The organism is Aurantivibrio plasticivorans, assembly GCF_055392955.1.
The window spans coordinates 2,708,741-2,722,942 of the sequence record NZ_AP036020.1 but is presented as its reverse complement, the minus strand read 5'-3'; the positions used below and the strand labels follow the sequence as shown (position 1 = coordinate 2,722,942).

Below are 14,202 nucleotides of genomic sequence, written 5' to 3'. Positions count from 1 at the left end.
TTAATCTATGCCCCGCTCAAAAATCAATGCGACAATATGTTTGCAAATAATATAAAACCTCAGGGGGATCACTATGCTACGCCAACTTAAGCAATGGACACCAATACTTGCGGCGGGCTTAACCGCCACTTTTCTGAGTCAATCGACCATGTCGGCACAGTCTGCTGAAGCGACGGATTACAGTAAAGTGGACAACTGGCTTTGTCACCCAGAAAACAATGCCGATGCCTGCGATAGAGACTTAACCACTACCGTCATCGCGGCTGACGGTTCGACGAGCATTGAAAAATTTACTGAGAATGCGTCACCCGAGATCGACTGTTTCTACGTTTACCCAACAACCTCTATGGATGAGACTGGAAACAGCGACCTAATTCCTGGCGAAAAAGCGGAAATTATCACTGCCTATCTTCAAGTGTCTCGTTTGCGCGCTCAGTGCCGAATTTTTGCGCCCATGTATCGGCAGATCACGGTGCCGGGACTGCGTGGCATGATGAGCGGAAAACCAATTCCCATGGATCGCTCTCTGACTTACAAAGACGTGCTTGGTGCTTGGCAACATTACCTTGAGAACGAAAACAACGGCCGAGGCTTTATCATTATTGGTCACTCCCAAGGTGCTGGCTTATTAAACCGATTAATTGCCGCTGAGATAGATGGTAAGCCGATTCAAAAACAATTGGTTAGTGCCGTATTAGCAGGGCAGTCAATTACAGTGCCTGAAGGTAAAAAAGTGGGTGGGGCGTTCAAACACATTCCCGTTTGCGAAAGCCAAGATCAAATTGGATGTGTTGTCGCCATCCAAAGTTATCGTAATCGAATTCCCCCGCCCGCCAATGGCATGTTCGGCCGTGGCGGCAATGGTCGCGAAGCACTGTGTGTAAATCCTGCGGCGCCCGCTGGTGGCAAAACCGAGTTGCACGCCTACCTTTCTACCTTCGGTGAAATCACTGAAAGTTTCGCGCCATACAAACCTTGGACATCAACAGGTACTGAAATTACCACACCGTTTGTGAGCTTGCCCGGTAAACTATTTGGCGAATGCGTGAAACGCGGTGATTTCTCATACCTCGAGCTGACGATTGAAAATGAAGACGGCGATGTTCGCACGAGCGATATCACCGGTGACCTCATTAGTGGTATAGACAATAAATTAAACCCAGCCTGGGGTTTACACTTGATCGATATGAGCTTAGTCATGGGTGATTTAATGGAGATGGTTGATCAACAAATTGAGTCTTACAAAAAATAGCCTCAGTTGATTTAAACCTAAAAGCCCGCCATCAACAATGGCGGGCTTTTTTATTGCGAGGGTTTTTGATGGTCGAAAAAAAAAGCGCCATGCGGCGCTTTTTCATTAGAGAGAATCCGGGATCAAGGATTACCACTTCATGTTGAACCAAACCCAGATTTTGTCCGCGTCAACCTTTCCTGCGGCGGCATCACCTGCATCATAGGCTGCATACTTAAAGCCTAATACATAGTTTTTGTTGATTGCCCAAACAGCACTGGCATTGAGTTCGTCACCGAGATCGTCAATAGCTGGTGTGGCATCGTCTGCTTCGTAGTCGTGCAAAGCTAAGGTTAAAGCAACTGGACCTGCCTTGCCGCCAACACTGAGATAAGTATCAACCAAGCCTTGCGCAGGAGTTCCCAAGAATTGGTCTGCCCAACCGTTGAACTTGTGCAAAGTCGCTAACGGAGTAGAAAAACCGTACATACCATCGTCACTACCCAAGGTCTCTTGGCCTAGTTTCACTGTGACGGGCATGATCTTTGCGCCAAACTCAATTTTGCTGTAGTCCGCTTCATAGTCTACAGCGGCTTCAGAATCTTGAGTGGCTAATTCTAAAGAGTACAAGAATTTGATATCTCCACCGACAGCGCCGTCAAAACTTACACCCAAAGTGTCAAGCGCATTATCAGTATCGTTATCGACTTCAAGCATGTAGTTGTAAACAACGACTTTACCGATTGGCGTTTTGTAAGAAACATTGAGCAAAATATCTTTTGCGTCAACATCAGCCGCTTCAGCAAAAATACGATTTCGTTGTGTGATGTATCCAGCTTTGATGGACAGGTCGTCGATAGGGGTAATGTCAACAGTTAAACCATCGAATGTCTGGCGATCTTGTCTCCAGCCAACGTGGCCCACATGGCGCTGACCATCTAAGGCGATAACTTGGCGACCGCCTTTAACTGCAACGATATCGTTCTTGTATTGAATAAACGCTTGGTCAAGCTCAGTCGTTTGTGGGTCTGCAATGACAGAGTATTGGCCTGGTTTAAAACCGGTTGGTCCGACGGTGTAATCATCAATGGCCGCAACCGAGCGAGAATCTTCCATTTCTAATAGGCCTGAGAATCCACCTAGCGAACCACTCTTGTAGGTCAGGCGAGTGCGAACAGTTAATGCATCTGCATCATCCGTTGGGTTGTCTTGTTCTACGGTTTCGTAACGTAAACGGATGTCACCTGTTGTCGTGCCAGCCTTTAGCGCATCAATTAAAGAATCGGCCATGACTGGTTGCGCAACAAGCCCTGCTGCGATTAACAAAGGGCTTCCCCAAGTGGTGAGTGTTTTCGCTTTCATAGTTGGATTACTCCTAATGGTTCAAAATAATTATGCAGCGTTGTTCGCCTGCACAGGTTTTGACTGACTTGATTGTGAAGATTTAGTGGAAATGTTTTCGACTTTGCGTTGTTTTTCGTACAAAAACTTAAGCACGCAAGAACGGTAATGGTTGTAGGTTGGATCTTGAGCTAACTCTAGTCGATCACGAGGACGCTCTAATTCAATATCCAAGATCTCGCCGATGGTAGCGGCAGGGCCGTTCGTCATCATGACAATACGATCAGATAGCAAGACAGCCTCGTCAACATCATGCGTAATCATGATGACGGTGTTGTTGAGCTCTGCTTGTATTTCCATCAATGAATCTTGCATATGTGCCCGAGTTAACGCGTCCAGTGCCCCAAATGGTTCGTCCATTAATAAAATTTCTGGTTGCATTGATAGAGCGCGGGCGATGCCAACACGTTGTTTCATACCACCTGATATTTCATCAGGTCGCTTGTGCATAGCATGATCCATATGAACCAGTTTTAAGTTATGTTCAACCCACTCTTTAATTTCAGCTTTTGATTTAGATTTCCCAAATACCTGCTTAACCGCTAGCTCAACGTTTTCATAGGCACTTAACCAAGGTAATAGCGAGTGGTTTTGGAAAACGACGGCTCTTTCTGGACCCGGTTCAGTTACCTCTTTACCGTTGAGGATAACGCCGCCACGTGACGCCTGGTACAGTCCAGCGACAATATTCAAAACGGTCGATTTACCACAGCCTGAGTGTCCAATCAGTGAAACGAATTCACCCTCAGAAATTTTTAGATCCACTTCCTTTAAGGCTGTAAATTCGCCTTTAGGGGTAGGGAATACCATATCAACTTGACTAATATTTAATTTTGCTTCGCTCATCATTCTTCTCCGGTCTAAATACGTATTGGTTTATTTCGTGAGTTGATTAGTTTGCTGTCGATTTATCCCAGGAGAAAAATCGTTGTAGCAACAACATACCTCTATCGAGCAAGAAACCAATAAGGCCGATGACGATAACGGCAGCCATAATTCTTGCTAAAGAATCGGAGCTACCATTTTGGAACTCATCCCAGACGAATTTTCCGAGGCCTGGGTTTTGTGCGAGCATTTCTGCCGCGATTAATACCATCCATGCGATACCTAGTGATAAGCGCATACCGGTGAAAATCATGGGTACAGATGCAGGGAGTACAATTTTTTGGACATGCTTTAGCGCTGGAAGGCGAAGTACTCGGCTAACGTTAACCAGGTCTGAATCAATGCCAGCGACGCCCACCGACGTGTTGATAACCATTGGCCACAAGCAACATAGAGTTACGGTAATCATTGAGTTAATAAATGATTTCGCAACAATTGGGTCCGCCGACGTATAAAGCGCGCTCACTACCATGGTGACCAGAGGTAACCACGCTAAAGGAGAAACTGGTTTGAATGTTTGGATGATTGGATTGATCGCGCTATTGATGGTTTTGCTTAAACCAACAACGATGCCTAGCGGAATACCTAAAATGGCAGCCAGTATAAAGCCGCTCATAACCGTCACTAAGCTGGTAATGATTTGGTCGAGAAAGGTTTCTTTACCTGTGTAGTCTCGAATCCTTGGTTCATAGCTGGGATCTTTTGCTGCACGCGCTGCGTTGCGTTTCTCTTGGCGTTCGTAGAACTTGTCTGCTTTTTCTCGTTCTGCAACGTGTTCATCGTACAGTGAGCCAAATTGTTCTGACACTGCAGCAGGCCCTGGGAACTTACCAAGTGATGTGTCAATGTTTTGAGCCACCGCAGCCCAAAGCAATAAAAACAGAGAAATACCGATAATAGGAAGAGTGATTGCTTTGAGGGGGCCGATTGCCGTCCCCAGAAAGTTAGTCACAGATTCCGCAATAACCGACTCCGATTTAGCCGCTGTTGCAGATTGACTCATGTGATACTCCAAATTTTACAAACGTTTTTACAATATGAGTGGAAGACAATTCTACGAATTGTCTTCCTTTGACTATGGATTAAAGCTTGTCGCCTTCTTTCAAACCAATTTTCATTGAGTTGATGTAAGCGTTTGGCTTGGTACCGTCGTAAGTGATGCCATCGATGAATTCAGTTTGTGGTGCTTTGAATCCGTCTTCGGTTGCAAAGTTAGGGAACTCGTCAGCGCTAAACGTTAGGTCTAGGTCGTAGCCAAGCTCATCTGAATCACCTTTGATTAAAGATTTAGCAGCAACTTCATAGATATCTGGGCGATAAATTTTCTTCGCAGTCTCTTTGTACCAAGCATCTGACTTGTCTTCAGAGATTTGGCCCCAGCGACGCATTTGAGTGAGGTACCAAATGGCATCCGAGTAGAAGGGGTAAGTTGCGTTGTAGCGGAAGAACACGTTGAAGTCGGGGACTTCACGCTTGTCGCCTTTCTCGTACTCGAAAGTACCGGTCATGCTGTTTGCGATAACATCGTAGTCAGCACCAACATAGTTAGGTTGTGAAAGGAATTTCACAGCCGCAGGGCGGTTAGCGTTGTTGTTGTCATCCAGCCATTTAGCAGCACGAATTAATGCACGCGTTAAGCGGATAGTAGTATTTGGATATTTTTCAGCGAATTCAGCCGTAATACCGAATACTTTCTCTGGGTTGTTTTTCCAGATTTCGTAGTCAGTAATCACTGGAACACCGATACCTTTAAATACTGCTTGTTGGTTCCATGGCTCACCTACGCAGTAACCGTAAATCGTACCTGCTTCTAACGTTGCTGGCATTTGTGGTGGAGGAGTAACCGAAAGAAGCGCTTCTGCATCGATCAAACCAGACGTATCACCTTTGTGTGGTGCGTAGTAACCGGGGTGAATACCGCCAGCCGCTAACCAGTAACGCAACTCATAGTTATGCGTTGAAACCGGGAATACCATACCCATGTTGAAAGGCTTACCTTCAGCCTTGTATTTTTCAACAACAGGCTTTAAGTAATCAGCTTTAATTGGGTGAACAGGCTTGCCGTCGGGTTGTTTAGGGATGTGAGCTTTCATTTGCTCCCACACTTCATTTGAAACCGTGATGCCGTTGCCGTTCAGGTCCATAGAGAAAGGGGTGATAATGTGTGCTTCTGTCCCGAAACCGATCGTTGCGGCGATAGGTTGACCGGCAAGCATATGTGCACCGTCCAGTGTGCCGTCGATGACACCGTTTAATAGAACCTTCCAGTTGGCTTGTGCTTCGATCGTTACATAAAGGCCTTCGTCTTCGAAGTAACCGTTTTCATAGGCAATGGCAATAGGTGCCATATCGGTCAATTTAATAAAACCGAACTTGAGCTCTTCCTTTTCTGGATAACCCAATTCTTCCGCTGCGGATGAAGTTGCGAATCCAAAAACAGCGGCTGTTGCCATTGCAGTAGAGATAGCCGTTTTTCGAATTCGACTAAGTGTTGATTGTTTCTTCATTGGTTCCCCCAATAATTGGTTCGGAATTAACAGAGCAAGTCGCGATAACTTGCAGGGTTAATAGCAACCGGTGTGCCAACTGAAGAAAAAAAATATCAACCCCGCCATTTCTCTACTTTTTGTTTTTATCTGGTGCAAAAATGATTTGATCGCACCAATAACGATGGTTTATTGGTCGTTTATCTGTCCCCAAAGAGTGCAAAAAGGGGGTGTGTAAAAATTTGGTGCAGCGGCGATTTAGCAAAAACGATTATTGTGGCGTCCAAGATGTGGCAGGAGAAATATTTTTGGTTCGATTGCGGTGCATTACGCTCATATGCAGTGCATATCTGGGTGAATTTAGGCGGTAAGGGAGCGTGGAGCAATGAAGCGCTCCTCAAGCGACTTCAGACTATCCGTGGTATGCTGGCGACCTTTTGAGTCCTTCATGCTTAGCCCTCTCTCCAGCGAATCGCCCCCCATTCAATGCTGCTTGCGATACTTCGCCAGCCTGGACGGGCTGATGAGTCAAGTGCCGAGCCGCCGAATTTTCCATGGCCGCGGTGGCTGCTACCCCGGTTGGGAGGGCTTGGTGATCGACAACTTTCACCCCCTAATATTGGTTACGCTGTTTGACGATACGCCTACGGGATTTGATCAAACACTAATGGATGCCATCGTAGGAGAGGCGCAGAGGTCCGGCTTCACATCGATACTCGTGCAGCGCAGGCACATAAAAGGTAGCCCGATTGCCTGCATATGGGGAGAGAAACCCACCAGTGGCTTCGCTATCCGAGGGGAACAGCTTTACGGGTTGAACTTTGAACAGCAAAACGTCGGGTTTTTCTTGGATATGGAGCCAGGGCGGCAATGGCTCGAGTCCCGCGCCGAAGGGGAGCGGGTACTGAACCTCTTCTCATACACCTGTGCGTTTTCTGTTGTGGCGGCCGCCGCAGGAGCCCAAAGCGTCTTGAACGTCGATATGAGTAGTCGTGCGTTATCCATCGGTCGGGAGAACCATCGCGTGAATAACCTGGCGTCGGCAGATATTCGCTACCAAGCGCTGGATATTCTTAAATCGTGGGGCCGGATCCGTAAGGCAGGCCCCTATGATCTGATCGTCGTCGACCCGCCGAGCAACCAAAAAGGCAGTTTCAAGGCAGAACGAGACTATATAAAGGTAGTAAGACGATTAGATGAGTTGAGTGCGCCAGGCGCAAAGGCTTTACTCTGCCTCAATGCTCCTCACTTGGGGCCACAATTTCTTCTCGACATCGTTGCTGAGGCCGCACCGAATTGGCGATTTGTGGAAAGGTTAGCCAACAGCCCGGATTTTCCAGATGTATCGGAAGAGGGGAGTTTGAAAGTGATGGTGTTTGAGAGGGGGTAGTGTTTGGTAGGGGATAGTAAAGCGTTTTGAAACCTATTAGCCCTAGTTGCATCTGATACTCGCTCGGTAAATCTCACTCCGAAGAGGCTGTAGTAAATGTCCACGTTAGCTCGACCTCAAGACCTAGAGTCCGTATAGTACGCGGCCCCGCGTCTAGCGTTCTGTTCTTTATTCTTCCCTATTGATTTAACTCATTTGGTGCACCTTGATTACAACCGCAAACATTACCATGCAATTTGGCGCGAAGCCGCTGTTCGAAAATATTTCCGTTAAGTTTGGCGGAGGCAACCGCTACGGCTTAATTGGCGCCAATGGCTGCGGTAAATCCACGTTCATGAAAATACTCGATGGCTCTTTAACGCCGTCGGCAGGCAATGTCTCTATCACGCCCAATGAGCGAATCGGCAAATTGAGCCAGGACCAATTCGCGTTTGAAGAATTCAGCGTGATTGATACCGTCATCATGGGCCACACCGAATTATGGGCCGTGAAGCAAGAGCGTGACCGCATCTATTCATTGCCGGAAATGTCCGAAGAAGACGGCATGAAAGTCGCTGACCTGGAAGTCCAGTTCGCTGAAATGGATGGCTACACCGCAGAAAACCGCGCTGGGGAAATTCTTATTGGTGCCGGTATTGAAGTAGATTGCCATTTCGGCCCCATGAGTGAAATCGCTCCCGGCCGCAAGCTACGTGTATTGTTAGCCCAAGCGCTGTTTTCAGACCCCGATATTCTGCTGTTGGATGAACCGACCAACAACCTCGACATCAACACCATTCGCTGGTTGGAAACGGTACTCAACGAACGTAAAAGCACCATGGTGATTATTTCCCATGACCGCCACTTCCTAAATGCCGTCTGTACGCACATGGCTGATATCGACTACGGCGAGCTTCGTGTGTATCCCGGCAATTACGACGACTTTATGCGCGCTGCGACACAAGCCCAAGAAAGGCTGCACAGCGAGAACGCGAAAAAATCGGCCCAAATAGCCGACTTGCAACAATTTGTCAGCCGCTTCTCGGCAAACGCATCCAAAGCAAAACAGGCCACATCGCGAGCCAAACAACTCGAAAAAATCAAACTCGAAGACATTAAAGCCTCTAGCCGACAATCGCCCTATATTCGTTTTAAGCAAGATAAAAAACTGCATCGCCAAGCGCTAATTCTCGAAAACGTCGGCCACGGTTTTGAAGGCGAAAGCTTGTTTGCCAAAGGCAACCTGATTCTCGATGCTGGGTCACGCTTAGCAATACTCGGCGAGAACGGTGCCGGTAAAACAACTCTATTGCGCTGTTTGATGGATCAGCTTGCGATTAACGAAGGCGTTATTAAATGGTCAGAAAACGCAACCCTCGGTTATTGCCCGCAAGACAGTACCCAAGATTTTAACGTCGACCTCACCTTATTTGAATGGATGAGCCAATGGCGCAAACCCAATCACGATGATCAAATCGTCCGCGCGACGCTAGGCCGTTTATTATTTTCTTCCGATGACTTTTTGAAAAAAGTGAAAGTTTGCTCCGGTGGGGAGAAAAACCGATTGTTATTCGGCAAGCTCATGATGCAAGACACCAACGTACTCATCATGGACGAACCCACCAACCACCTAGACATGGAATCCATCGAAGCACTTAACCTCGCACTAGAGCATTACGAAGGCACACTCATCTTCGTCTCCCACGATCGTGAATTCGTCTCATCGCTAGCCAATAATATTATTGAAATTAAAGATAAAACCCTGATTAATTTCCAAGGTACTTACGACGAATATCTGTCGAGCCAGGAAATGGCGGCGGCCAGTGCGAGAAATTAGTTGATAGCGTTTGGCAGGGTGGGTTAAAGTTTTGGGTTTAGCATTAAGCTCAAAAAAATTTGCGGCGGTTGGCCGCAACAAGTCACTTTTTTCACTTCTCAGAGTGTTTTTCCAGTGATTGACTGGGGCAACCGACTTCTTTTTGCTTGTCCAAAAAGAAGTAGGCAAGAAAAACGACATCCCACATTGGGTCGATTTTAAAAACAATCGACTTCCCTCACTTCGCAAAAATTATTCAAGGTCGCTATGACGCTACGTCCTGTAGCGGCATAGCTACAAATTTGAACGGATCAAATTTGGGCAACTTCGTTGGTCGAAGGCCGAGGTACACGACGTACCGAGTCAAATCGTACATCGTGTACGATTTACCTAAATAATTGTTGCTGCATTCGGCCTACTGTAAGGGAAAATAAGGGCAAACCAAGTGGAACTCATAGGGAAATTAGGCTCTGTTGCCTTTTAATCTGTTCTTTTGTTTCCCCTTGGAAACCGCTGAATGGGAATGAATTTATTCAGGTAAATTGCGTAGGACGTGCAATCTAGCTCTGAAGGTACAGGAAGTATCATCAGAGCGGCCTCAATCAATTTATTGCAATGAAGGAAGCACAGCTTGTTTGCTGGGCCGGTTTATGGGGCACCCTTCTTTTTGCTTCCTTTTACTTGGGTGAGCAAGAAAAAGGAAGTTGTTTCGGTCAACACCGACACAAATAAACTCACCATCGGCGGATGCCGATTCATTCCGACTCTCATTCAACTTCAAATCTTGAAAGCCTTTGCTTCAGCATTGCAATTTCCTCTCGTAATTGGTCGCGTTCTTCTAATAACTGCAAAACAAACCCTATCGTCTGCCATTCAATATCTAGGTCGCGATGTAGTCGCACGGCGCGACGGGTGAGGCTGACGTGGTGTGCCGAGAACAACCAATTGTCGGGCGTAGTACCGTGTGGCTGAATGACGCCATGCTCGATCAAATCTATCAGCATCTCTCGAGTAAGGTCCGCCGTATCGCAGAGCTCATGAATCGTAATATCTAAATGAATGTGATCAGTCATGGTTAGCTCCGCGTTTAATTCCAATCGGCTCGTGGGTTTTCTGTATTGTGTTTAGCCAGCGCTTCCCACGCTTCTTTTGTGGCATCACTGGTGGTTTTCGGCATAACAACATTCAACACAGCAATCAAATCTCCACGGCCCGTTTTGTGGGGTAAGCCTTTCCCTTTAATGCGTAAACGCTGACCCGACTGGCTATTGGCAGCGACGGTTAACTGAATTTTCCCTTCAAGTGTGGGTACAGTAACCTTCGCTCCCAGGGCTGCTTCCCACGGCAAAAGCGGCACGGTAATAATCAGATTGTGTCCTTCCACGTCGAACTGTGGGTGGGGGACCAAGCGAATTTTTAAAAACAAATCACCACTGGGCCCGTCGCCAACACCTTGTGCGCCTTGGCCCTTGAGCCGAATCACTTCACCATCGGCTACACCGGTTGGGATTTTCACGTTTAACGTTTTCTTCACATCCTCCAAGCGCTGGCCGTCGACACTGTAATGCGGAAGTTTGTAAGAAATCTGCTGCGCGCCTTCCTTAAGAGTATCCTCCAAGAATATCGGCATTTCTAACTCGATATCGCGCCCACGACTACTATAACGACTTCGATTGGGCCCTTGCTGGCCCCCTTGCTGCCTAAAGCCGCCGCCAAAAATGTTCTCGAAAAACTCTGAAAAATCACCTTCGTAATAATTGCCGCCGCCAGCACCAGCGCCGCTAAAGTCAAAGCCACCAGCACCGCCACCGGGCTGCCAACCAGGAGGGGGTTGAAAACCACCACCTTGGGTACCGTACTGGCGAATTTCATCATACTCGGCGCGCTTCTTAGCATCACCCAGTACCTCGTAGGCTTCGGTAACTTCTTTAAACTTATCCTCAGCGTCGTGTTCTTCGCTCACGTCTGGGTGATACTTACGTGCCAGCTTACGATAAGCTGTCTTGATCGCTTTCGTATCCGCATTGTCATCAACACCAAGGGTCTTGTAATAGTCTTTAAATTCCATAGGTTTCCCCACGATCAGTCGGAATCTAGCCGCATTCACCACGCGCTAGATAGGTTACTCCAAGTTAAAGATGCGGACTAGCGAGAGAGAATCAAGAGAATGATTCAAATCAATAGAAAAGAATGGGACACTGCGTTTAACTATCGTGAACGTCAAAGACTAGCCACTACCAGGAGGCTACATGCCTATAGCTCTCACTCTCCACTTACTAAGCGCCGTCGTCTGGGTGGGCGGCATGTTCTTCGCGTATATGGCACTGCGCCCAGTCGCTGCCGAACTGTTAGAGCCACCCATACGCCTCCAGTTATGGAGCAAGGTATTCAGTAAATTCTTTTTCTGGGTAACCATTGCCGTCGTCGTACTGCTAGCCACCGGCTTCTGGATGATATTCGGCTTTTACGGCGGCATGGCAAACACGCGGCCGTACGTCCATATCATGATGCTGCTTGGTTTATTCATGATGGCCATCTACGGTCATGTGTTTTTTGCACACTACAAACGGCTAAGCAAAGCCGTCGCCGAAGAGAACTGGCCAGAAGGTGGCAAGCAACTGGGGAAAATTCGTATTTTAATTGCGGTGAATTTGGTGTTGGGGTTGGTTGTGGTGGCAGTCGCTGGGGGAGGGAGGTTTTTTTAAGCAGTCTTGACTGCTAGCAAGTTCATTTTTCTTGCTCGCCCAAGAAAAACAGAACCAAAAAGACAAATCTGTCAGGAACAAGATTTGGGCAGCCGCGTTTTGTGCTGGTCGAAGACTGAGCTACACGGATGTAGCGAATCCATGGCGCCTCACAAACCGGCCTTCGGCTTCCCTCACTTCAGATTAATTTTCCCTAGGTCGTTCTGAATCGACGTCATGTCTCATCATCGCTACAAATTTGATTGGATCAAATTTGGGCAGCTGTGTTTCAAGCTGGTCGAAGACCGAACCACAGGATGTGGTGAGTCCATTTTTACGTCCTGTAAAAATGCCTTAGAAATTAATCCTCCGCGCGGCGGTTTGTAAGGGGGGTAAAATGCCGCTAAAAAATCTCAAATGAGTTTTGTTGTCACTAAATAGAGGTAAGCGATATAGGCCAATAAGCCTAGAACAATGAGGCTTGCTAAGAATAAGCCAATAGCCCAGTTTCGTCTCTTATTGGAATAGAAAGAAAAAACTGCACAGCCAGCGGTAGCAAGTGCAGCAATAGAGCTTGATGCAGGTGTAAAGAGAAAATCTAAAAACTTCGAACCAAGAATAGGGCTCTGCTCACCAAGGTATGCTTCCGTTGCTGCTTCGAATACTGCTGAGAATTGAAGCCCGGTCGCCAGTAACAGACCTGATAAAACAAAACTAACGATTAATAGATAAAATAAAATATTTTTAGCGAATGAAGTCATACCTACTATTTAGAATACTTTGCCAGCTCTTCGTAATATACTTTCAAGTCAGGGCATAAAAAAGGGCTGCCAATTACCGCAGAAATATTTTCCACCAAGGTCGAATACATGGTGTCAACATCAACGCCGACCTTAGTGGTGCTGTGTATGGCCTCATAAAGGCTTTCGTCACTAACCGCATTACTCAGTTGGTTAGTGAACTTTCTTTGCATCTCATCGAATGCTAGGCCTTCCTGCCTCATTTTTTCCCAATTTGATGGGGAAAATACCTCGCAGTAGGAAGTAGCTTGTTGTTCTAAAGTATTTTGGTCTGCAAATACGTTAATATGAACTGCTAATATCAGTATTCCAAATAGAAATTTTCTCAAAATATTACCCTCCTGCATTGGCAATTGTGCCGAATCCATCTTGCATTTTAGCAAGAGCGTTAAATATTTCAGTTGGATGTGTTTTTATCTCGGAAATAATCACTGCGGCTTCTTGAGGTTGTACCTCAACGCCTAGCTCTTTAAACCGAGCAGTTAATTCATTTACCACAAGCGCCATTTGCTGTGGGTTGTTGGGGTCAATATTTTCAATATTAGGTACAAGCGCTTTGAATTTATCCTTTAGCGCGCCAGAAGCTGCTGGTATAGCCTTAGTGGCTGATTTGGTTGCGACCTGCATGAGAACAGTGCTCAGAATGAAAAAGGCGGTTAGCTTCTTGTTTTTTGGATTTACCAAAAATTTGGCAGCAATTGCACCTGCCGCTCTACCTGTGACTTTTTCATCTTTGAGCGCCTCGACGAGGTAATTTTCGCCGAAGTCCGCGGCCAATTGACCCGGCTCTGACGCTGCGTGTGAAAATATTGTTTGGTAGATCTTTTTTCTAAGAGTAGGGGAGTATTTGTATAGTTCAGAATCAGCGGCGAAGATATCCTTCAAGCCAGCCTTGTAATCACTATTTCTTTTTCGTTCACCCATCGTTTGAACAACAATGTCACTTCCAAAGACTAGCGCAAATCCTGCCCAACTAGATGCACCAATAAAACCTACAATAAAGTGTACTTCCCACTCTGCAAGCTGCGCAGCGGCAGCGGTTCTTTGAGCTGATTTCGCGGCCCAATCGCCTAGCGTTACTTCGGTGATGAAGCTGCTTGGGGCTTGCAGATAGACACCTGAAGGAAAACCAGGAGAACCCTGGATTTTATGGAAAATGACTCGCTTCGCGCTAGCCTCGATGACGATTACTTGCCCTACCTCAAGGTTGAACAGCTGCCCCGAAAATAACTTAATATTCCCCCACATGAGACCGCGGTATTCTTGATACGTTGAATGTAAATTAACAGGTTGGTATTGCGCGAAATTTGTTGAGATATTCAGCGGTTTTGATGGAGGGGTTATGAGCTTTTGCGCCGGAGATGATTTTTGGTCGGCAAGTTTAACCCTAAAAGTGGTAGGTGCAGCGTATTCAGGCATCTGAATTCCTTATCAATGTTAGTTTCCAATCCGGCAATTCTACCTGGAGATTGTAAGGCGGCAATAGCAAAGGAAAGTACTGCGTCACAAATAACTCTGACTCAGAAAATA

Annotated in this window: 13 protein-coding genes; 4 read left to right on the top strand and 9 right to left on the bottom strand. The window is 46.7% G+C overall.

Annotated elements, in window-relative coordinates; all coding sequences use genetic code 11:
• Nucleotides 1–73: 73 nt before the first annotated feature.
• Nucleotides 74–1,252 (top strand): DUF3089 domain-containing protein, encoded by a 1,179-nt coding sequence (locus ACZ5NB_RS12210; protein WP_460233895.1) that lies wholly within the window; start codon nt 74–76, stop codon nt 1,250–1,252.
• A 129-nt stretch (nt 1,253–1,381) separates the two neighbouring features.
• Here the strand turns inward: ACZ5NB_RS12210 and ACZ5NB_RS12205 are convergent, their stop codons facing one another.
• From ACZ5NB_RS12205 to ACZ5NB_RS12190, 4 genes are all read right to left on the bottom strand, one after another.
• Nucleotides 1,382–2,593: an alginate export family protein gene (locus tag ACZ5NB_RS12205; RefSeq protein ID WP_460233894.1), complete on the bottom strand. Its 1,212-nt coding sequence runs from the start codon at nt 2,591–2,593 to the stop codon at nt 1,382–1,384.
• 30 nt (nt 2,594–2,623) lie between these two features.
• Nucleotides 2,624–3,478, bottom strand: coding sequence for an ABC transporter ATP-binding protein (locus ACZ5NB_RS12200; RefSeq protein WP_460234012.1), 855 nt, complete (start codon nt 3,476–3,478; stop codon nt 2,624–2,626).
• A 46-nt stretch (nt 3,479–3,524) separates the two neighbouring features.
• Entirely contained in the window at nt 3,525–4,520 is a 996-nt protein-coding gene (locus ACZ5NB_RS12195; protein ID WP_460233893.1) for an ABC transporter permease, read from the bottom strand.
• Nucleotides 4,521–4,599: 79 nt separating this feature from the next.
• A complete protein-coding gene (locus tag ACZ5NB_RS12190; protein WP_460234011.1) occupies nt 4,600–5,970 on the bottom strand; it encodes a CmpA/NrtA family ABC transporter substrate-binding protein in 1,371 nt (456 codons plus the stop codon).
• Nucleotides 5,971–6,526: 556 nt separating this feature from the next.
• On the opposite strand from ACZ5NB_RS12190, the gene ACZ5NB_RS12185 reads away from it, so the two are divergent.
• Entirely contained in the window at nt 6,527–7,393 is an 867-nt protein-coding gene (locus ACZ5NB_RS12185; protein ID WP_460233892.1) for a class I SAM-dependent methyltransferase, read from the top strand.
• A 205-nt stretch (nt 7,394–7,598) separates the two neighbouring features.
• Nucleotides 7,599–9,209: an ABC-F family ATPase gene (locus tag ACZ5NB_RS12180; RefSeq protein ID WP_460233891.1), complete on the top strand. Its 1,611-nt coding sequence runs from the start codon at nt 7,599–7,601 to the stop codon at nt 9,207–9,209.
• Between the two features lie 746 nt (nt 9,210–9,955).
• Here ACZ5NB_RS12180 and ACZ5NB_RS12175 read toward each other — a convergent pair.
• Together ACZ5NB_RS12175 and ACZ5NB_RS12170 are read right to left on the bottom strand one after the other, a co-directional pair.
• Nucleotides 9,956–10,261 (bottom strand): chaperone modulator CbpM, encoded by a 306-nt coding sequence (locus ACZ5NB_RS12175; protein ID WP_460233890.1) that lies wholly within the window; start codon nt 10,259–10,261, stop codon nt 9,956–9,958.
• A 14-nt stretch (nt 10,262–10,275) separates the two neighbouring features.
• Complete coding sequence (locus ACZ5NB_RS12170; protein ID WP_460233889.1) at nt 10,276–11,256, bottom strand: DnaJ C-terminal domain-containing protein; 981 nt, start codon at nt 11,254–11,256, stop codon at nt 10,276–10,278.
• Between the two features lie 181 nt (nt 11,257–11,437).
• On the opposite strand from ACZ5NB_RS12170, the gene ACZ5NB_RS12165 reads away from it, so the two are divergent.
• Nucleotides 11,438–11,893, top strand: a complete 456-nt coding sequence (locus tag ACZ5NB_RS12165) for a CopD family protein (RefSeq protein WP_460233888.1) — start codon at nt 11,438–11,440, stop codon at nt 11,891–11,893.
• A gap of 392 nt (nt 11,894–12,285) precedes the next feature.
• Here ACZ5NB_RS12165 and ACZ5NB_RS12160 read toward each other — a convergent pair whose 3' ends face one another.
• Genes ACZ5NB_RS12160 through ACZ5NB_RS12150 form a run of 3 tightly spaced genes read right to left on the bottom strand, consistent with a single transcriptional unit; the run spans nt 12,286 to nt 14,091 of the window.
• Nucleotides 12,286–12,633 carry a hypothetical protein gene (locus ACZ5NB_RS12160; RefSeq protein ID WP_460233887.1) on the bottom strand — a complete coding sequence of 116 codons (348 nt, stop codon included), beginning with the start codon at nt 12,631–12,633 and terminating at the stop codon, nt 12,286–12,288.
• 5 nt (nt 12,634–12,638) lie between these two features.
• Nucleotides 12,639–13,001: a hypothetical protein gene (locus ACZ5NB_RS12155; protein WP_460233886.1), complete on the bottom strand. Its 363-nt coding sequence runs from the start codon at nt 12,999–13,001 to the stop codon at nt 12,639–12,641.
• A gap of 4 nt (nt 13,002–13,005) precedes the next feature.
• Complete coding sequence (locus ACZ5NB_RS12150) at nt 13,006–14,091, bottom strand: hypothetical protein (RefSeq protein ID WP_460233885.1); 1,086 nt, start codon at nt 14,089–14,091, stop codon at nt 13,006–13,008.
• Between the last annotated feature and the right edge of the window lie 111 nt (nt 14,092–14,202).

Coding starts and splice junctions, on each gene's coding strand:
- ACZ5NB_RS12210 (WP_460233895.1), top strand. CDS start 74: ATGCTACGCCAACTTAAGCAATGGACACCAATACTTGCGGCGGGCTTA.
- ACZ5NB_RS12205 (WP_460233894.1), bottom strand. CDS start 2,593: ATGAAAGCGAAAACACTCACCACTTGGGGAAGCCCTTTGTTAATCGCA.
- ACZ5NB_RS12200 (WP_460234012.1), bottom strand. CDS start 3,478: ATGAGCGAAGCAAAATTAAATATTAGTCAAGTTGATATGGTATTCCCT.
- ACZ5NB_RS12195 (WP_460233893.1), bottom strand. CDS start 4,520: ATGAGTCAATCTGCAACAGCGGCTAAATCGGAGTCGGTTATTGCGGAA.
- ACZ5NB_RS12190 (WP_460234011.1), bottom strand. CDS start 5,970: ATGGCAACAGCCGCTGTTTTTGGATTCGCAACTTCATCCGCAGCGGAA.
- ACZ5NB_RS12185 (WP_460233892.1), top strand. CDS start 6,527: ATGAGTCAAGTGCCGAGCCGCCGAATTTTCCATGGCCGCGGTGGCTGC.
- ACZ5NB_RS12175 (WP_460233890.1), bottom strand. CDS start 10,261: ATGACTGATCACATTCATTTAGATATTACGATTCATGAGCTCTGCGAT.
- ACZ5NB_RS12170 (WP_460233889.1), bottom strand. CDS start 11,256: ATGGAATTTAAAGACTATTACAAGACCCTTGGTGTTGATGACAATGCG.
- ACZ5NB_RS12165 (WP_460233888.1), top strand. CDS start 11,438: ATGCCTATAGCTCTCACTCTCCACTTACTAAGCGCCGTCGTCTGGGTG.
- ACZ5NB_RS12160 (WP_460233887.1), bottom strand. CDS start 12,633: ATGACTTCATTCGCTAAAAATATTTTATTTTATCTATTAATCGTTAGT.
- ACZ5NB_RS12150 (WP_460233885.1), bottom strand. CDS start 14,091: ATGCCTGAATACGCTGCACCTACCACTTTTAGGGTTAAACTTGCCGAC.